Annotated in this window: 17 protein-coding genes and 2 pseudogenes; 15 read left to right on the top strand and 4 right to left on the bottom strand. The window is 67.9% G+C overall.

Translation table 11 applies throughout. The features are described 5' to 3' along the window. Window positions 1–381: 381 nt before the first annotated feature. Together CCS01_RS18170 and CCS01_RS18165 are read right to left on the bottom strand one after the other, a co-directional pair. Window positions 382–1,107 (bottom strand): hypothetical protein, encoded by a 726-nt coding sequence (locus CCS01_RS18170; RefSeq protein ID WP_104520189.1) that lies wholly within the window; start codon window positions 1,105–1,107, stop codon window positions 382–384. Next, entirely contained in the window at window positions 1,104–1,631 is a 528-nt protein-coding gene (locus tag CCS01_RS18165; RefSeq protein ID WP_239992219.1) for a glycoside hydrolase family 108 protein, read from the bottom strand. The genes CCS01_RS18170 and CCS01_RS18165 overlap by 4 nt, the downstream gene beginning before the upstream one ends. A 235-nt stretch (window positions 1,632–1,866) precedes the next feature. On the opposite strand from CCS01_RS18165, the gene CCS01_RS18160 reads away from it, so the two are divergent. The 9 genes from CCS01_RS18160 to CCS01_RS18120 all read left to right on the top strand — a co-directional run bounded on the left by CCS01_RS18160 (window position 1,867) and on the right by CCS01_RS18120 (window position 10,943). Beyond that, the gene (locus CCS01_RS18160) at window positions 1,867–2,973 is read left to right on the top strand and encodes an NnrS family protein (protein ID WP_158258474.1); all 1,107 of its coding nucleotides are present in this window, start codon (window positions 1,867–1,869) and stop codon (window positions 2,971–2,973) included. A gap of 242 nt (window positions 2,974–3,215) precedes the next feature. Continuing rightward, window positions 3,216–3,803, top strand: coding sequence for a Tll0287-like domain-containing protein (locus CCS01_RS18155; RefSeq protein WP_104520191.1), 588 nt, complete (start codon window positions 3,216–3,218; stop codon window positions 3,801–3,803). A gap of 546 nt (window positions 3,804–4,349) precedes the next feature. Then, the gene (locus CCS01_RS18150; protein ID WP_239992218.1) at window positions 4,350–5,048 is read left to right on the top strand and encodes a response regulator; all 699 of its coding nucleotides are present in this window, start codon (window positions 4,350–4,352) and stop codon (window positions 5,046–5,048) included. A 67-nt stretch (window positions 5,049–5,115) separates the two neighbouring features. Beyond that, entirely contained in the window at window positions 5,116–5,574 is a 459-nt protein-coding gene (locus CCS01_RS18145; RefSeq protein WP_104520185.1) for a PTS sugar transporter subunit IIA, read from the top strand. 218 nt (window positions 5,575–5,792) lie between these two features. Further along, a complete protein-coding gene (locus CCS01_RS33815) occupies window positions 5,793–5,948 on the top strand; it encodes a hypothetical protein (protein WP_158258473.1) in 156 nt (51 codons plus the stop codon). A gap of 686 nt (window positions 5,949–6,634) precedes the next feature. Continuing rightward, the gene (locus CCS01_RS18135) at window positions 6,635–7,108 is read left to right on the top strand and encodes a hypothetical protein (protein WP_104520183.1); all 474 of its coding nucleotides are present in this window, start codon (window positions 6,635–6,637) and stop codon (window positions 7,106–7,108) included. Between the two features lie 102 nt (window positions 7,109–7,210). Continuing rightward, the gene (locus CCS01_RS18130; RefSeq protein WP_104520182.1) at window positions 7,211–9,736 is read left to right on the top strand and encodes a ligase-associated DNA damage response DEXH box helicase; all 2,526 of its coding nucleotides are present in this window, start codon (window positions 7,211–7,213) and stop codon (window positions 9,734–9,736) included. After that, entirely contained in the window at window positions 9,733–10,425 is a 693-nt protein-coding gene (pdeM, locus tag CCS01_RS18125; RefSeq protein WP_239992217.1) for a ligase-associated DNA damage response endonuclease PdeM, read from the top strand. Before CCS01_RS18130 ends, pdeM begins: the two co-directional genes overlap by 4 nt. A gap of 32 nt (window positions 10,426–10,457) precedes the next feature. Continuing rightward, window positions 10,458–10,943: a GNAT family N-acetyltransferase gene (locus tag CCS01_RS18120; RefSeq protein WP_158258472.1), complete on the top strand. Its 486-nt coding sequence runs from the start codon at window positions 10,458–10,460 to the stop codon at window positions 10,941–10,943. A 132-nt stretch (window positions 10,944–11,075) separates the two neighbouring features. On the opposite strand, the gene CCS01_RS18115 is transcribed toward CCS01_RS18120, so the two are convergent. After that, window positions 11,076–14,168, bottom strand: a complete 3,093-nt coding sequence (locus tag CCS01_RS18115; protein ID WP_158258471.1) for an AAA family ATPase — start codon at window positions 14,166–14,168, stop codon at window positions 11,076–11,078. A 90-nt stretch (window positions 14,169–14,258) separates the two neighbouring features. Further along, window positions 14,259–14,384: pseudogene (locus CCS01_RS36160) on the bottom strand (double zinc ribbon domain-containing protein); the annotation flags it as partial. A 547-nt stretch (window positions 14,385–14,931) separates the two neighbouring features. Between CCS01_RS36160 and nthA the strand changes: the two are divergent. The 6 genes and pseudogenes from nthA to CCS01_RS35330 all read left to right on the top strand — a co-directional run. Beyond that, the gene (nthA, locus tag CCS01_RS18110; RefSeq protein WP_104520179.1) at window positions 14,932–15,543 is read left to right on the top strand and encodes a nitrile hydratase subunit alpha; all 612 of its coding nucleotides are present in this window, start codon (window positions 14,932–14,934) and stop codon (window positions 15,541–15,543) included. After that, on the top strand, window positions 15,540–15,851 hold the full coding sequence (locus CCS01_RS35905) for a hypothetical protein (RefSeq protein WP_338049990.1): 312 nt from the start codon (window positions 15,540–15,542) through the stop codon (window positions 15,849–15,851). Before nthA ends, CCS01_RS35905 begins: the two co-directional genes overlap by 4 nt. Then, on the top strand, window positions 15,851–16,204 hold the full coding sequence (locus CCS01_RS35900) for an SH3-like domain-containing protein (protein ID WP_338049989.1): 354 nt from the start codon (window positions 15,851–15,853) through the stop codon (window positions 16,202–16,204). Before CCS01_RS35905 ends, CCS01_RS35900 begins: the two co-directional genes overlap by 1 nt. Beyond that, complete coding sequence (locus tag CCS01_RS18100) at window positions 16,201–16,626, top strand: nitrile hydratase accessory protein (protein WP_158258470.1); 426 nt, start codon at window positions 16,201–16,203, stop codon at window positions 16,624–16,626. Before CCS01_RS35900 ends, CCS01_RS18100 begins: the two co-directional genes overlap by 4 nt. A gap of 126 nt (window positions 16,627–16,752) precedes the next feature. Further along, the gene (locus CCS01_RS18095) at window positions 16,753–17,061 is read left to right on the top strand and encodes a putative quinol monooxygenase (RefSeq protein ID WP_104520177.1); all 309 of its coding nucleotides are present in this window, start codon (window positions 16,753–16,755) and stop codon (window positions 17,059–17,061) included. 235 nt (window positions 17,062–17,296) lie between these two features. Beyond that, a pseudogene (locus CCS01_RS35330) lies at window positions 17,297–17,392 on the top strand (IS5/IS1182 family transposase); the annotation flags it as partial.

The following is a 17,392-nucleotide window of genomic DNA, read 5'->3' as shown; positions in this document are numbered from 1 at the left end:
TCGAGGCCTTCATCGCCTACTTCAACCGCACCCTCGCCAAGCCGTTCAAGTGGACCATGACCGGCAAGCCGCTCGCTGCGTGAGCGGCCGTCGAAATGGGGTTCGTTCTTCCGGCGAGGTGTACTAGTCGTCAAAACAGGGCTGGCGGCATGCCATTGTCACCTCGTCATGGCGGCTACCCGGGACAAGCCCGGGCACAGGCTCCGGGCCGCCATCCACGCCTTGCGGTGCCGGTATCAGAAAGCGTGGATGGTGGGCCTGCGCCCACCATGACGGGGTGGCCCCGACCTCGCCCATTTTCATCCATCGTGGTGCCCGCGGGCAGGCTGGGGGACTGTTTCATATACAACGCCGTCACCCTGAGACCGCTTCGCAATCCGCTCAGGCGGCTCCCGCCCGGGCGGGCTGGCCCTGCTGGATCAGCCGGTGCACCACGTCGCCCGGCACCGAGGTCTGCGCCGACGCGCTCAGCGCCGCAAGCTGGTCGGTCTTGGAAGCCGAACCGGAGGAGGAGCCCAGCCAGTAGTTCGCCACCTGGGTCGCCATCGCCGCCACCGTGCCCAGCAGGATGTTGGCCAGCGGCATCAGGCCATCGGGGGCCGGCGTCCGCTTGGTCAGCACGACGAAGACCAGCGCGCCGAACACCACCAGGATGACCGCGCTCAGGATCGTCGGCGTCCAGGCGATGCGGTCCTTCGCCTGCGCCAGGGCCGTGGTCTGGCTGCGGGCGTTGGCGCGGTCCGCCGCGGCGGCCTGCAGCATGGCGAGTTCCGACGCCCGCTGCGCCTCGGCCGCCCGGTTGGCCTCGGCCTGCATTTGCGCGGCCAGGGTCACCAGCTGCACCCGCAGCTGCGTCACCGCCTCGGGGTCGCGGGCGAGCACCGCCTGCGCGGCCTCGGCGTCGCTGGTGCCGGTGACCGTCTCGACCGCCTTGGCGACCTGCGTCGCGGCGTGTTCGCCGTTGCTGCCGAACAGCCACTTGCCCACGTCCGGGGCGATGTCCAGGACGAGGCCGCCAAGCCCGCCGACGGCGGCGCCCACGGGTCCGGCGATGGCGCCGGCCGCGGCGCCCTTGGCGGCACTGGTCAATGCGTCGGTGACGTTCATGATGCAACTCCCATTTGCAGAGCTTCGAAAGGCAGTTCACACAGGCGCCGGGCCCAGCCGGCGCCGAAGGTACGCCAGGTCGCCAGCCCGGCCATGAAGACCAGGCGGTTGGCCTGGAAATCGGCGCACAGGCGGAAGCCGTTGCCGGCGCAGGCCTCGACCGCGGCGAGCGTGGCGGGGCCGATGACGCCGTCCTGCGGCACCTTCAGCGCGGCCTGCAGCCACCGCACCGCCCGGCCGACGCCGCTGGTCACCGCGGCGTCGAATACCAGCAGAGCCAGCGCCGCCGGCAGCTTGCCGCATCCGGCCTTGTCCCAGTAGTCGCGCCGGTAGATCTCCTGCGCCTCGGCCAGGGTCAGCGCCTTGATGTCGAGCTGCGGATAGGCCGCGGCGCTGATGCCCCAGTTGGTGCCGCGGCATTCCCCGGCGCCGCATCGCCCGCCGGTCCAATTGCCGGGATCCGCCGGATTGGCGCTGTAGTGGCCCTCATGGTCGAGGACGACTTTGAATGCCTGGTCAAACACATCCATATCCGGCCCCTGTTCTCGGTTGATGACACAGCGGAGATTAGAGAGCGGCGGCATGGCCAGCTGTGTCGCACGACACAGTCCGCGAGGAATTTTCGCTCCCGGGGATTTTGCCGGCTGCCGCCGCAGCACGGCGGCGGCACGAACAGGTTACGCAGGCGGCCGGAATTACACCTCTGTCATCAGTTGCGATTTGCGCTATAAAGCCGGTTCCCGAATCAAGGTGCGAACCATGACGGCTATTCCTTCCGAGCAAACCCCGGCCGATGGACCTCAGTCGCAGGACCTGTTCAGGCCATCGTTTCTCACCGGCGCCCTGTGGGCCGGCCTGGCCAGCCTCGTCACCCTGTCGATCGGCTTCGGCAGCATGGCGGGGCCGACGGCGTTCGCGCCGGCCGACTGGTATGCGCATGAGGGGCTGTACGGCTACCTCGCCGCCATCATCACCGGCTTCTGCCTCGGCGCGGCGCCGCTGTCCGGCACGAAGCCGGTTGTCCTGATGCTGGCCTGGCTGGCGGGACGCGTGGCGATCCTGGCCTCGGGCACCATCGGCGCGGTGGTGGCGGGCGGCATCGACAGCGTATTCCTGCTGCTGGCCGCCGCGATTGTGGCCCGGATGGCGCTGGCGGACCGTGGCCTGCTGCCGCAGGCCGGCGTGCTGGTGGCGATGGCGGCCGGCAACGTCGTGTTCCACCTCGGCATGCCCGGACTCGGCACGCGCATCGGCATCGCCGCCGTGGTCCTGCTGGTGACACTGGTCAGCGGCCGGCCCATCGGCCCGGGCACCGAGGCGGTGCCGGCGGCCGGGCGCAATCTTGTGGACATCGCCACGCTGGCGGTGTCGGCCGCGGCGCTGCTGGTGTGGATCGTGCTGCCCGGGACGCTGGTCACCGGCATCCTGATGCTGGTCGGCGGCCTGGCGCAGGTGTTGCGGCTCATCGGCTGGGTCCGCAGCCGGACCCAGGGCACGCTGATGCTGATCCAGCAGCTTGCTTACGGCCTGATCCCGCTCGGCTTCCTGGCCCTGGCCAGCGCGGCCTTCCGGCACGAGCAGCCGGGCCCGGCGAACGTCCGCGCCTGGCTGATCGCCGCGATCGCCATCCTGACGCTGGCGATGGTGACCCACATGGACCTCGGCCGGGACAAGCCGACGGGCACGTTGCGGATGACCGCCATCGTCATCTACGCGGCGGTTGCGGCGGTCTTCGTGCTGCGGCTGCTCAACGGCTGGCTCCCGATTCTGGCGCCGATCGCCGGCGTGGCCTGGATGGTCGCGTTCGTGGTGTTCGTCCTCGGCTACCTGCCGCTGCTCGCCCGGCCGCGGACCGAGGCGCCCTAGCGCACCATCGGCCTGGCCGGATTCCCCCGCGGCCCGGCCAGGCCGATGCAAACGTGCGCCCGATCAACCCCGTACTAACCGTCCCGGCAGCGCCGATCGGCCATGATCCGGGTCCTTTCCGGGATGTCGCCCGCAGCAAACTTCGTTATCTTCGTAGTTGCGAAGCTATGCAACTGCTGCCATACGTGTCGTGAAACAGGCCGTCATCGTTGACGGTCCGCATCGACATCGGAGCAACCGACATGAGGCTCATCCAGATCACGCCCGTCGTCATCATGATCGCGCTGCTGGGCATCGGCGCCGCGGCGGCGGCCGATTCCCAGGCTGAGATACTGAAGGAAAAAAGCCGCGCCGCCGCCGCCAGCTTCCAGGACACGCTGCGCGGCCACCTGATGAGCGCGATGAAGGCGGGCGGGACGCTCGCGGCGATCGGCGCCTGCCGGGAGACCGCGCCGGAAGCGGCCGCGAAGGCGAGCGAGGCGGCGGGTGCGACCATCAAGCGCACTAGCCTGAAGGTCCGCAACCCCAATGATGCGCCCGACGCCTGGGAACAGGCCACGCTGGAGCAGTTCGCCGCACGCAAGGCGGCCGGCGAGAAGCTGGCGACGATGGAGTACGGCGCCTGGGTCGATGGTCCGAAGGGCCGGGTCTATCGCTACATGAAGGCGATCCCGATGGGGGAGAAGTGCACGCTGTGCCATGGGAAGACCATCGCGCCGGCGGTCCAGGCGAAGCTGCACGAGCTTTATCCGCAGGATCGCGCCACCGGCTTCGCGCCGGGCGACCTACGCGGCGCCGTGTCGATAACGTGGCCGGCCACGCAACGCTGACCGGGCGGGCGAGGCGCCGCGGCCCTGACTCCCATCGTCGCGGCCCGGCTCGTTCACATACGCGCTGACACAGGGAGGCAGGGCCGGGTCCGTTGCCTCTCCGTCATGGCCGGGCGTGTTCCGGCCATCCACCCCCCGCCGTTGCAGCGCAGATGGCCGGGACACGCCCGGCCATGACGATGAGGCGACGACCGCGCCCTGTTCCCCGTTATGTTGGCGCGTATGCGGACGAGCCGGACCATGACGGTGCCGGAACGCTCCCATCCGCCTCGCAGGCGCCTGACTTGGCGGTTGTTCCTGAGATGCGTGCATCCGCCAAGCCGCGAAAGATTGATCGGGAAGCGCCCGGCCCGGCACGCCGGAGCCAAAACCGTCACTGGACGATCCGGGCCGTCGCTGATCCGATACCCGCATGCAGACCGCCAGGGTTGAACCGCGCCCGTCATCGCACAGCCTGCTATGGCCGGCCTCGGATCCGCGCGGCTGCCGCCGTGGGGCCGTGACAAGCGCCGGCGTGCCGGCGCGCACTGCACCGGAGACCGTGCCGTGAGCCTGGGAAGCGGGCCATTGCGGGTCCTGGTGGTCGATGACGAACCCGCGATCCGCCGCTTCCTGCGCGCCGGGCTGGGCAGCCAGGGCTATGTCGTCAGCGAGCTGGAGTACGGCCTGCCGGCGATCGACGTGGCAAGGCGCGACGGGGCCGACATCATCGTGCTCGATCTCGGCCTGCCGGACATCGACGGCACCGAAGTGATCCGGCGCATCCGGGCGTCCGGATCGGCCGTGCCGATCATCGTGCTGTCCAGCCGCAGCGACGAGGCGGCGAAGGTGGACGCGCTGGACCTGGGCGCCGACGACTACGTCACCAAGCCGTTCGGCATCGAGGAACTGCTGGCCCGCATCCGCGCCGCGCAACGGCATCGCCTGCAGCAGGCGGGCGAGACGCCGGTGTTCCGCAGCGGCGACCTGACGGTGGACCTCGTGCGCCGGGTTGTCACCGTGCGCGGCGAGGTGGTGAAATTCTCGCCGCGCGAATACGCGCTGCTGCGGCTGCTGGTGCAGCATGCCGGCAAGGTCCTGACCCACCGGATGATCCTGAAGGAGGTGTGGGGAAGCGAAACCGACGTGCAGTACCTGCGTGTCTACGTCCGCGCGCTGCGGCAGAAGATCGAGGCGGACCCGGAACGGCCGGTTCACGTCCTGACCGAGACAGGCGTCGGTTACCGGTTGCGGGTCAATGAGTGATCCTGTTACCTGGACGTCATGGCCCGGCCGGGACGGGCCTTGCCGAACGAACCCGGAATGATTGAGCATGGAAATCGGCGATTTTCTCACACCCGAGCGTATCGTCCTCGACACGAAGCTGCGGGACAAGGCACACCTGATCAGCGAGGCCGCCCGCCTCTGCCATGTCCCGCACGCAGGTCCGCCGCCCGCCGCGATCGAAGACGCGCTGCTGGCGCGGGAACGGCTGGGCTCCACCGGGCTTGGCGCCGGCTTTGCCCTGCCGCATGCCCGGGTCGAAGGGCTGGACGACTATGTCGGGCTGTTCCTCCGCCTGGCGAAGCCGATCGCGTTCGAGGCGATCGACGGGCAGCCGGTCGACCTGGCGTTCGTGCTATTGATACCGTTTGAGACAAAAACCCCGCATGTCGCGGTGCTGGCGGCGATTGCGCGCAGGATCCGCGACGCCGCGGTCGCGGCACGGCTGCGGGCGGCGAAGACGCCCGACGCGGTGCGTGACCTGCTGACCGGCACGAAGACGTCGTGAGGAAACGCTGCGCCGCGGCCTGATGCTTTGCCTGCGGCGGAATGCGGTCAACGGAAAATGCGGATGGGGGATGGATCGATCACACGGCGCGGGGGTGATGTTTGGCGCACGCCCGGCGGGAAGGAGCCGCGCGTTCCCTGCACGCGTTCGGCGTCTGGTTCTGTGAAGTAATGGTCTATCCAGGCTCGGGCCAGATCCGGTATGGCAAGATCGGGCAGATGACATATGCCGACAGCGCGGAATGCGCCGTGCCGATGAACGCCGGCACCACGGGTGTCCAGGCGATCCTGGCGCCGAACGACGCCGCCAATACCAGCCCGCTCGGCGCCAAGGGCATCTGCGAGCGGCTATCGAGTTGGCCTGCACCGTCTTGAATGCAAGGCCCGGGACTGTCACGGGAGCATGCCGGTCGCCATCGAGCGACCGCAGATCGCAATGAAATCTTCTCTGCGCGCTCTGCGCTCCGCTCGGCGAACTCTGCGTTACAAAAATGCAGCGCCACAACAAAGAACGTCGTTACCGGTGAGTCCGTCCACCCTCCAACGCCGGTGGCGCCCCGGCCGCGGCCTTTTCAAACACGGAGCACGTAGGGAAACGATTCGGGCGGCCTGCGACCGCGCATTGGCCTGGCATCGGTCGCCATACCGTGCCCAATCATAGCCAGGCCAACCGAATGATCACCACGCACAAAACGAAAAGCGTTGCCTTTTCCGGCCACCACGCCCCCCTTCAGTCAATGCCATCACAGCATCGACGTCGCCCAACGTCTCCCGCTTTCACGATGACGCAGGCTGGCTCGATAATGGCCGGCGCGGCCCCGGCGATGGCCAATGCAGGGCGGCATGTCCCGTGCCACCTGCGCCACGAAAGGGATTGCCGGCGGATAAGGGACTGGCGTGGATCTGAAGAAGCCATCGTGCCTGGTGCGTTCCCGCCGGTCTCCGCGTCCCGCACCCGGCGCGAACGGCCGTGGTGCTGCCACACGCAACAATGAAGCAACGGGCAGGAAGCACCGCAGGTTATGCTGCGTTCCGGATAACAGGGACATGCGCCGATGAAAATGAAGAAGGCCCTTTTCTGGATTGTGCTCACGCTGGGCGGTTGCGCCGGCAATGCGCTGCCACCGCCGAATTCCGTACAGGCCCGGTTTGACCCAGGCACCCAGGCCGTGCAGGTCGTGGTCAGCGAGCGGGAGCCGATCATGCAGGCCGATCTGGTCGGGGCCGATGGCGCGCGGCAGGCCGGAACCGTGACCATGGTCAGCGCGCCGCACGTCGATTACGCCCCGCCGCCCTCCATCGGCATCGGCATTGGCGGCTTCGGTTTCAGTGGCTGTTGCGGGTTCGGGTCGGACACGGGGATCGGCTTTCCATTGGGCGGACCGAGGCCGGTGAACGTCAGCGATCAGTATGTCGCATCGGTGTCGATTCCCGTGCCGGCCGATTATGCCCAGCACTGGAATGCGTATCGCGTTGAACTGCATGTCGGGAACCGGTCGCTGGCCGTGGCGGCGCCTCCGCCTCCGGCCGGTTGAGCGCGCGCTCACCCGGCGCCGGGACCTGAACAGCCGCGGCCGGATGCCGCAGCGGCCAAACAGCATTGTCCCCGCCCGCCTCCCCATGCTTATGTGTGACGGATGGCAGGAACATTACCGGAACCCTTCGCCGCCTGGTTCGCCACCCAGGGCTGGTCGCCGCGGCCGCATCAGGTCGCGATGCTCGACGCCGCCCGCGCCGGCGACAGCGTCCTGCTGATCGCACCGACTGGCGGCGGCAAGACGCTCGCGGGCTTCCTGCCCAGCCTGGTCGAACTGGCCGCCGATCCGCCCACTGGGCTCCACACGCTGTATATCAGCCCGCTGAAGGCGCTGGCCACCGACATCGCCCGCAACCTGACCCGGCCAGTGCAGGAGATGCGCCTGCCGATCACCATTGAGGCCCGCACCGGCGACACCCCCGCCAACCGCCGAGTCCGCCAGCGCGCCACGCCGCCGCATATCCTTCTCACAACGCCGGAAAGCCTGGCGGTGCTGATCTCCCTGCCCGACGCGCCGGCGCTGTTCGCCTCCCTGCGCTGCATCGTCATGGACGAGGTGCACGCGCTGGCCGGCAGCAAGCGCGGCGACCAGCTTGCCCTGTGCGTGTCGCGGCTGCGCAGCCTCGCCCCCGCCGCCCGCCGCGTCGGCCTGTCCGCCACCGTGGCGCATCCGGACGCGATCCAGGGTTACACCGGCGCGTCTCGCCGCATCGCGGTCGCCGACGGCGCGCCGCCGGAGATCGCCGTCGCGATGCCGGCCGGGCGGCTGTCGTGGTCCGGCCACATGGGGCTGGAGGCAGCGCCGGAGGTCATGGCGAAAATTCGCGCCGCCGGCATGACCATCGTCTTCGTCAACACCCGCGCCCAGGCGGAACTGGTGTTCCAGGCGCTGTGGAAGCTGAACGACCCGATGCTGCCGATCGCCCTGCACCACGGCTCGCTGGAGGTGGAGCAGCGCCGCAAGGTGGAGGCCGCCATGGCCGCCGGCAGCCTGCGCGCGGTGGTGGCGACGTCCTCGCTCGACCTCGGCATCGACTGGGGCGGCGTCGACCAGGTGATCCAGGTCGGCGCGCCGAAGGGGGTGTCGCGCCTCTTGCAGCGCGTCGGCCGCGCCAACCACCGCATGGACGAGGCATCCCGCGCTATCCTGGTGCCCGCCAACCGCTTCGAGGTGCTGGAATGCGAGGCCGCCATCCTGGGCGTCGCCGCGCGCGAACTGGACGGCGACCCGCCTCGGCCCGGCGGCCTGGACGTGCTGGCGCAGCATTTGCTGTGCCTGGCGTGCAGCGCCCCGTTCCTGCCGGACGACGTCTATGCCGAGGTCACCACCGCCGCGCCCTATGCCGCGCTGTCGCGCCAGGACTTCGACGACGTGCTGGGCTTCGTCGAGCACGGCGGCTACGCCCTCGCCGCCTACGACCAATGGAAGAAACTGTTCCGCGACAGCGAGGGCCGGATGCACGTGCGCAACGCCCGCACCGCCGTCGCGCTGCGCATGAACATCGGCACCATCGTCGAGGCGCCGCTGCTGAAGGTGCGCCTGGTCGGCAAGCGCGGCTTCGGCCCGACGCTGGGTGAAGTGGAAGAGTATTTCGTCAACATGCTCCGCCCCGGCGACACCTTCATCTTCGCCGGCCGCCTGCTGCGTTTCGTCCGCATCCACGACACCGCCGCCGAGTGCATGGAAGGCGGCGACGGCGACCCGATGGTGCCCGCCTATGCCGGCGCCCGCCTGCCGCTGACCACCAACCTGGCGAACCGGGTGCGCGGCATGCTGCAGTCGCCGGAGAACTGGCACCTGTTCCCCGAGCAGGTGCAGGACTGGCTGCGGCTGCAGCGCAAGGTCTCCCGCCTGCCCGGCCGCGACGATCTGCTGGTGGAGACGTTTCCGCGCGCCGATCGCTGGTACCTGGTGGCGTACTGCTTCGAGGGGCGCAACGCCCACCAGACACTGGGAATGTTGGTGACGAAACGCATGGAGCGCGCCGGCTACGCCCCGCTGGGCTTCGTCGCCACCGACTACGTGCTGGGCGTGTGGTCGGCGTACCAGCCGCACGACGTGGCGACATTGTTCGATGAAGACATGCTCGGCGACGACCTGGAAGAATGGATGGCGGAAAGCTCCATGCTGAAGCGCACGTTCCGCAACGTCGCCGTCATCGCCGGGCTGATCCTGCGCAACCAGCCGGGGGCGGAGAAGACGCGAAAGCAGGTGACGGTCAACAGCGACCTGATCTATGAGGTTCTGCGCCGCCACCAGCCGGACCACATCCTGCTGCGCGCCACGCGGGCCGACGCCGCCGGCGGACTGACCGATATCGGCCGCATCGCGGGCATGCTGGCTCGGGTGAAGGGGCGGATTGTGCACATGGTTCTGTCGCGGGTTTCGCCTCTGGCCGTGCCCGTTCTGCTGGACATCGGCCGCGAAAGCGTCCGCACCGACAGCGACGAGGACGCTATGCTGGCGGAGGCCGAAGCCATCATCGCCGAAGGCATCGGTGAGGCGCCGCCACCGTACGTCCCGGCGGTGCATCACGCCAACGTCGCGCGGCGCTCGACCGGGGCGAAGCAAACAGTGCTGCCGAAGCGACCGGACAAGCCGCGGCAGAAGGACCTGTTCTCGTGACCGCGGCGCCGATCCACATGGCGGGCGAGCGGTTGATGCTCGACCCGATGGGCGCGCTGTTCTGGCCGGAGATGCGGCTGCTGGCGGTGTCGGACCTGCATTTGGAGAAAGGCTCGTCCTTCGCCCGCCGCGGCATGCTGCTGCCGCCCTGGGACACGCACGCGACGCTCGACCGCCTGGCGCTGCTGCTGCGCCGCTGGTCGCCGGCGACGGTGGTGGCGCTGGGGGATTCGTTCCACGACGCTGACGGCTCCGCCCGCCTGCCGGCGACCGAGCAGCAGCGGCTGAATGCCATGGCCGCGGCGCATCGGTTCCTGTGGGTGCAGGGCAACCACGATCCGGCGGCGCCGTCCGGCCTCGGCGGCGAATGGGTGGAAAGCGTCGCCATCGGCTCGATCGTGTTCCGGCACGAGGCGGTGTTCGGCACCGACGTGGGCGAGGTCGTCGGCCACCACCATCCGAAGGCGACGATCCCGGCGCGCAGCGGCTCGGTTTCCCGCCCGTGCTTTGTGTTCGACGGGCGGCAGCGGCTGATGATGCCGGCGTTCGGCGCCTATACCGGCGGGCTGGACGTGCGCGATCCAGCGATCAGCCGGCTGTTCCCGCGCGGCGGGCGGGTGTTCCTGCTGGGCAAGGACCGCCTGTTCAGCTTCGAGATCGGCCGCGGCGCCGCGCTGCGAACAGCCTGACGCCGGCGCGGATGGTTTCCACAGGCGGCAGCTTGCTGATTCGGCCGTACGAGCCCGGCGATGCGGCCGGCCTGGCGGCGGTGTTCTTTGCCGCGGTGTGCCGGACGGGCCTGTGCGACTACAGCGCGGCACAGGTGGAAGCGTGGGCGCCGGGGGTTCCCGATACCGCGGCGGTCGGTGCCCGTGCCGGCGATGGGCGCCTCGTGCTGGTGGCCGTCAATGCCGCGAATGAGCCGGTGGCCTACGGCGACCTGGAGGCGACGGGACATATCGATCACCTGTATTGCCACCCGGATTTCGGCCGGGCCGGCGTTGCATCGGCGCTGTATGACTGCCTGGAGCGGAAGGCTCGCGAGCAGGGAATGACGCGCCTGTTCGTGGAGGCCAGCGAAGCGGCGCGGCGGCTGTTCCCGCGCAAACGATTTATCGAGGTCCGGCGCCGGGATTTTTGCCTGCGTGGCGTCGCCATCCACAACTATCTGATGGAAAAGCGGCTGTTCCCTGGTGAAACGTCATGACGGCGGGCCCCCGATCCTGACCGCCAGGCTTCCGTCACGGCTGTCCGTGCAGAGAGTACCAGCATCAACCCGGATCGACGGTGACGTACCGGACAAGCCGGCATGAAGCCGGACGGAACATCCGGCTCAGGCTCAAGCCAACTCGTCGAGCAACGCTTGCGCCGCCTGCAGATCTGCTGCACCGAAGCCTTCCGTGAACCAGCCGCAAATCGGCCCCAGCAGGTCGCGGGCTTCCGCACGTCTGCCCTGGTCGCGCCAGAGCCGCGCGAGGCTGGCCGATGCCCGTAACTGCAGCAGCTTCGCGCTCTGCCGCTCGGCAGTGACGATGGCCTGACGATAGGCCTGCTCCGCCGCGTGTCGATCGCCGGTGGCGGTCAGCAGATCGCCCGGCACCCGGTGCAGCAGTTCTGCTTCGAGGAAACGTTCCTCTGTCGTCTCAATGAGTCTTGCAGCTTCAGCGAGGCAGTCTCGTTGCTCCTCGGTCTGCCCGAGCAGAGCGTGGGCTTCGGCGAGCCACGTGAAGAGCATCGGTGTACAGACGACACCCCCGGTCGCACGCAGTTCCGCCAACCCTTGACCGAGCAGCGCCAGGCCGTCCGTCGCCTGCCCGGCTGCGATCAACGATCGCCCGCGGAATGCCTGCGCCCATCCCAGGTAATATCGAAAACCGTGTTCCGTCGTCAGCGCCTGGACTTCATCCAGATGCAGCATTGGGGAGGCGGTTAACCAGTGGAGCCGGCTCGCAAAGATGAGCACGTGCGCCAGGGTGTGACTGTGCCCGAGACGGCGAGCCTCGGCCACTGCTTCGTCCATCCGCGACCGCGCCTGATCGACATAACCCAGGCACGCCAGGGTCAGGGCGAGATAGGCAAGCACCGCGGCATAGAGGTCGAACGACAGGCCTTTGACGCTACGGTATGCCGGATCAGCGAATTCCATACACTGCTCAAGGACGGCTCGGGCAGCAACGAACTCCCCGAGGTAGAAATTTGTCGTTCCGTGAAAGAGACGGCCCAGCAATTGCGTCGCGACGTCGTTTCGCGCCCTGCCGTTCGTTTCCAGCTGCTCGCCAAGCGCGAGCGTCAGCCTGTGTTCGGCCCGCACGAAATGAAACGTCCATTGGCTGACGATGAGTGGCGCCAGGTACTCGGGCCGATCGATCTGCTCGGCCAGCATGCGCGCCCGGGCGAGTGTGTTGTGCACATCCGCCGTCGCCCAGCCTGCCGTGGCGGTCAATGCCGATGCCAATGCGATCTGCAGGTCCAGTTCCTGTTGCCGATGCCATGGGGTGTCGGGCAGACCGCGCAGCGCGCCCAGCCCCCGTCGCAACTGGGCTACCGCTTCTGTCATCGCCGAAAAGGCCAGCGCCTGTTGACCGGCTTTCAGCCAATAGGCGGCCGCCTGCTCTGCGCGGCCGGCCGCGCTGCAATGCTGTGCCAGCAAGGCAGGTTGCACCAGCACGATCTCTGGGAACTGGTCTTCGAGCGTTGCAGCGATGCGGGCATGCAGCCGCCGGCGCCGGCTGCGCAGCAGGGTGCCATAGGCGGCATCCTGCACCAGCGCGTGCTTGAAAACATAGCTGGTCTGTGGCGGTGTTCCGTGCACGAATACCAGCCCGGCCTGCGTCAGCCGATCGAGCGCCTGGCGAAGATCTGACTCCGACAGATCGGTAACGGATACCAGCAGGCTGTGGCTGAACTCGCGGCCGATCGCCGCGCCGGTTTGCGCCACGCCCTTGGCGGCTGGCCCGAGCCGGTCCAGCCGCGCCATCAGCGAGGCATGCAGGCTTGCCGGCACCGACAGCCCTGGATGCGGCATCGCCGACAGTGCCGCCGGACCGTGTGCACCGGCTTCCAGCACCGCCTTGGTCAGTTCCTCGACAAACAGTGGCACGCCATCGGCGCGTTCGGCGATTTCCTCCATGACCTCGGCTGAGAGCGCCGCAGTTCCCGCGATGGCGTCGACCATCGCCGCCGTGGTGTGCCGGTCGAGCCGCGCCAGTGTCAGCAACGTTACGTGCGGCTGCCCGTTCCACGGCGGCTGGAACTCGGGCCGGAACAGAACCAGCAGCAGCAACGGCCAGTTGGCGACCCGCTCGATGATGCGGTTCAGCAGATCCTGCGACGTCGGGTCGATCCAATGGACGTCATCGAACGTCATCAGCACCGGCTGTTGCCGCGCAAGCCCTTCAATCTGCCTCAGCAGCGCCTCGAGCGTCCTGTCCTTCTTGCCCTGCGGCGTCAGGTCGGGCGGCGGCGGGTTGTCACCTGACGACAGCCCGTGCAGTTCGGCAAGCAGCGCCATGTCTGCTGCCGGCGGTGCGGCAGCGGCAAGCAGAGCCTGCAACTTACCTAATCTGGTGTCCGGATGGTCCGAATGCAGGAAGCCGGCCGTTCGCTCCATATGTGCAATTATTGGGTATAGCACAGTATCCTGATGGTGTGGCGAGCAGAAATAGCGCAACCGGGCATGTGTCCCGGTGGCGACCTGCTCCGCCAACGCCTCCCCGAGGCGGGACTTTCCCACGCCCGGTTCGGCCGAAATCAGCACCACCTGTCCGCGGCCGCTCTGCGCCCGGGCCCAGCGGCGCCCGAGCAGCGCCATCGCGTCGTCGCGGCCAACCAGCGGTGTGGTACCGGAACGAAGCGCCTCGAACTCGCCCAGCGCGCGGTTCTCGCGCAATACCCGCCATACCCGCCTCGGCTCGGCAAATCCTTTGAGCGACTGCAGGCCGAGATCGCGCACCTCGAATCGCGCCCCGACCTGGCGACGCGAACTCTCGGCAATCAGGATCGCGTTCGGCTCGGCATGTGCCTGTAGCCGCGCTGCGAGATTGGGCGTCTCGCCGACGATGGCCTGTTCCTGTGCCGAGCCAGTCCCTGTCAGATCCCCGACCACCACCAGACCGGTGGCGATTCCAATCCGCACCTGCAAGCGTTGTGGCGCCTGTAGCTCGCCGATCGCGTCGATCAGGGCAAGGCCGGCGCGCACCGCCTGCTCGGCGTCGTATTCGTGCGCGTGCGGATAGCCGAAATAGGCGAGCACCCCGTCACCCATGTATTTCGCGACGAAGCCTTTGAACCGGTCGACGGTCGTCGCGACCATGACGTGGTAGCGCCCGATGATCTCCCGCAGGTCTTCGGGATCGAGGCGGGTCGAAAGCGGCGTCGAGCCGACCAGGTCGCAGAACATCACGGTGATCTGCCGGCGCTCGGCCGTGCTCACCGCGGGTCCCGGCCTCGCGATCAGAGGCGCCGGCTCGGACCGGATTGGAGGGGTTCGCCTTGCGGCTCCGATCGGGACGCCGCAAAAGGCGCAGAATCTCGCCCCGATCGGATTGATCCCACCACAAGCTGAACACTTGGGCGGCAGAGCCGTACCGCAGGTGGTGCAGAACAACCTTGGCTCTGTCAGTTCCGCAGCGCAGCCGGGGCACTCCATAGGCTTCCTACCTGTTTTGCAGTAAGCGGCAAGTCACCGGCGGCCATGCACGCCTTCGATGGCGCCGGCACGACAGCGATCGATGCCGGTTGAACTTTGCATCCATGCTCCTGTCAGAGGGTAGCCCGGCACGGGCGGGATGATGAAGACGCCGCTGCAATCCAGTATCTGTTTGCAACAAATTCCCGGCCGTAAGCCATTGATCTGTTTGGCTGGGCTGGCAATGAATTTCCGACAGCAACTGGCTTGGAGACCAGGATTTTAAGCTGATCCGGCCGCGACCGATCGGTCAGGCCACAAGGCGATATGGATCGACCGACATTTTCTCGTCCGGGCCCGGGCTTTCTCTCGTCGCTGGCCCATGGCCCGCCTGACGCCTGTCCTGCCTGACGCGAATGTTTCTCTCTGCAGGATCAAGATACGATGAAGTTGTCGTTTGGTCCATGCGTTGACAGGCACGATTCGTTTATTGGTATTATCGAGACGACTGCGACGGCTCCGCAAATGACCAAGGCACCACGCGTCAATTCGGGAGGCAAAAAAGCCAATGTCCGGCCATTCGCACACCGCTCCGCCCAGCGACCCTGAACTGCGCATCAAGGCGCTCGAATCCCTGCTGGTCGAAAAGAAGCTGATCAATCCCGACGCGATCGACGCCATCATCGAAACCTACGAAACGAAAATCGGCCCGCGCAACGGCGCCAGGGTCGTCGCCCGCGCCTGGGTCGATCCGGAGTACAAGGCCCGCCTGCTGGCCGACGGCACCAAGGCCATCGCCGAACTCGGCTTCACCGGCGTGCAGGGCGAGGACATGGTGGTCGTCGAGAACACCGACGAAGTGCACAACGTCGTCGTCTGCACCCTGTGCTCCTGCTATCCGTGGCCGACGCTCGGGCTGCCGCCGGTCTGGTACAAGGCCGCGCCCTACCGCGCCCGCGTGGTCAGCGACCCGCGCGGCGTGCTGCTGGAATTCGGCACGCGGCTCAGCGACGACGTCGAGGTGCGCGTCTGGGACAGCAATGCGGAACTGCGCTATCTGGTGCTGCCGCAACGGCCCGAGGGCACCGAAGGCTGGTCCGAGGACCGGCTCGCGGCCCTGGTTTCACGTGATTCCATGATCGGCACCGCCGTCGTGCCGGCGCAGGGAGCGGCGTCATGAACGGCGTGCACGATCTGGGCGGCATGCACGGGTTCGGGCCGATCAATCCGGAACCGAACGAACCGGTGTTCCACCATGACTGGGAACGCCGCGTGTTCGGCATCATGATCGCCACCTTCGGCGGCGGGCACTACAACGTCGATCAGTTCCGCCATGCCATCGAGCGCATGGGCCCGGTCGAATACCTCACCGGCAGCTATTACGAGCACTGGCTGGCATCGCTCGAGACATTGCTGACCGAGCACGGTGCCATTACGCAGGCGGAACTCGACGCCAGGCGCGCGCAACTCAGCAGGGAGGCGAAATAATGCCCGCTGTCGCGAAGGATTTCGTGCCGGTGCTGGTCGCGACCGGCGGCTCCACCCGCGTGCACAAGGCGGTGGCGCCGCGCTTCCGCGCCGGTGACCATGTGCTGGTGCGCACCATGACTCCCGAGCACCACACCCGCCTGCCCCGCTATGCCCGCGGCCGGCGCGGCATCGTGGAACAGGACCATGGGGTCTTCGTCTTTCCCGATACCTCGGCCCACGGACAGGGCGAAAAGCCGCAGCATGTCTACAGCGTCCGCTTCACCGCGCGGGAGCTGTGGGGACCGCAGGCGTCGGAGCGCGACACGCTGCGGCTTGACCTGTGGGACGACTATCTGGACCTCGTCGTTTGAGCGGCACCGTTCCTGTCGGCCTGGGCGACGCCCCGCCGTTCCGGGAGCCATGGCAGGCCAAGGCCTTCGCGCTGGCCGTGCTGCTGCACCGGGAAGGCCATTTCACCTGGGATGCCTGGGTGCGGACGCTCGCCGAGGAAATCGCCGCGTTCCCGCAGCGTGCCGGGGAGGACGCGGAACTGGCCTACCACCGGCAGTTTTTGGCGGCCCTGGAGACGATCGTCGCGAATACCGGCCTGGCCAAGCCGGAGGCGATGCAGGCGCGCAAGATGGCGTGGCGGCAGGCTTACCTGAATACCCCGCACGGCCACGCGGTGGACCTTGCGGCGGCCGGGGAGCCGCACGTGGACGAGGCGCGCGACCATGACCTGGAGCCGCAGCGCGCGCCGATCGCCATCAGTCCGGCGCGTGGTGCCGGATAAGCCTGGTGGCCGCGCACAGCGGAACGACCCGCGCCCGGCCCTGCCGCCCTTCGCGGGCGGCCGATCCTGGGGCATCATGCCGCGGGCGCGCTCCGGCGTGCCGCAATAACCAATGAGGAGAGCGAAATGATCCACGTCGTCGCCATCATCACCGCCAAGCCCGGCAAGCGCGAAGAAATCCTGGAGGCGTTCCGCGCCAACGTGCCGGCGGTGCACGCCGAGGCCGGCTGCATCGAGTATGGCCCGGCGATCGACGCCGAGGGCATGGGCAGCTTCCAGACCAAATTCGGCCCCGACACGTTCCTGGTGCTGGAGAAGTGGGAGAGCGTCGATCACCTCAACGCCCATGCCGCCACGCCGCACATGAAGGCGTATGGCGCGAAGACCAAGGACCTGATTGCCAGCCGGGTGATCCACGTGCTGTCGCCGGCGTAAGGCGGGTGCCGCCCGGCGCCGGCGCTGGGCGGCCATACCGCTATGGGTACATCTTCCTGCGCCTCAAGAGGTGGTTTGAGGCCCTGGATCATCTAGGGCGTGTCGTCAATTGGAGCCAGCCGAGTGAGTCTGGGCTGCAACAGTGCGGCGGAATCGTTGATCAACAAGCGGCTTCCCGATTCCAGCAGCCCCGGTTCTTCGATGCATAGGCAGTCAGCTTTGGAGAGGCTGACCGATGCATCGACATGCCTTGCGCGACGACCAGTGGGAGCGGATCAAGGACCATTTGCCGGGCCGTCCGGGGTCCGTTGGCGTGACCGCTGCGAACAAC

This window comes from Rhodopila globiformis (genome assembly GCF_002937115.1).
Lineage (GTDB): Bacteria > Pseudomonadota > Alphaproteobacteria > Acetobacterales > Acetobacteraceae > Rhodopila > Rhodopila globiformis.
Note: the sequence above shows the minus strand (reverse complement) of the source record. Positions and strands in the feature narration are given on the sequence as shown.

Excerpts from the sequence above, each read along its gene's own strand:
- CCS01_RS18170 (WP_104520189.1), bottom strand. The coding sequence starts at position 1,107 with ATGAACGTCACCGACGCATTGACCAGTGCCGCCAAGGGCGCCGCGGCC.
- CCS01_RS18160 (WP_158258474.1), top strand. The coding sequence starts at position 1,867 with ATGACGGCTATTCCTTCCGAGCAAACCCCGGCCGATGGACCTCAGTCG.
- CCS01_RS18155 (WP_104520191.1), top strand. The coding sequence starts at position 3,216 with ATGAGGCTCATCCAGATCACGCCCGTCGTCATCATGATCGCGCTGCTG.
- CCS01_RS18145 (WP_104520185.1), top strand. The coding sequence starts at position 5,116 with ATGGAAATCGGCGATTTTCTCACACCCGAGCGTATCGTCCTCGACACG.
- CCS01_RS33815 (WP_158258473.1), top strand. The coding sequence starts at position 5,793 with ATGACATATGCCGACAGCGCGGAATGCGCCGTGCCGATGAACGCCGGC.
- CCS01_RS18135 (WP_104520183.1), top strand. The coding sequence starts at position 6,635 with ATGAAGAAGGCCCTTTTCTGGATTGTGCTCACGCTGGGCGGTTGCGCC.
- CCS01_RS18130 (WP_104520182.1), top strand. The coding sequence starts at position 7,211 with ATGGCAGGAACATTACCGGAACCCTTCGCCGCCTGGTTCGCCACCCAG.
- nthA (WP_104520179.1), top strand. The coding sequence starts at position 14,932 with ATGTCCGGCCATTCGCACACCGCTCCGCCCAGCGACCCTGAACTGCGC.
- CCS01_RS35905 (WP_338049990.1), top strand. The coding sequence starts at position 15,540 with ATGAACGGCGTGCACGATCTGGGCGGCATGCACGGGTTCGGGCCGATC.
- CCS01_RS35900 (WP_338049989.1), top strand. The coding sequence starts at position 15,851 with ATGCCCGCTGTCGCGAAGGATTTCGTGCCGGTGCTGGTCGCGACCGGC.
- CCS01_RS18095 (WP_104520177.1), top strand. The coding sequence starts at position 16,753 with ATGATCCACGTCGTCGCCATCATCACCGCCAAGCCCGGCAAGCGCGAA.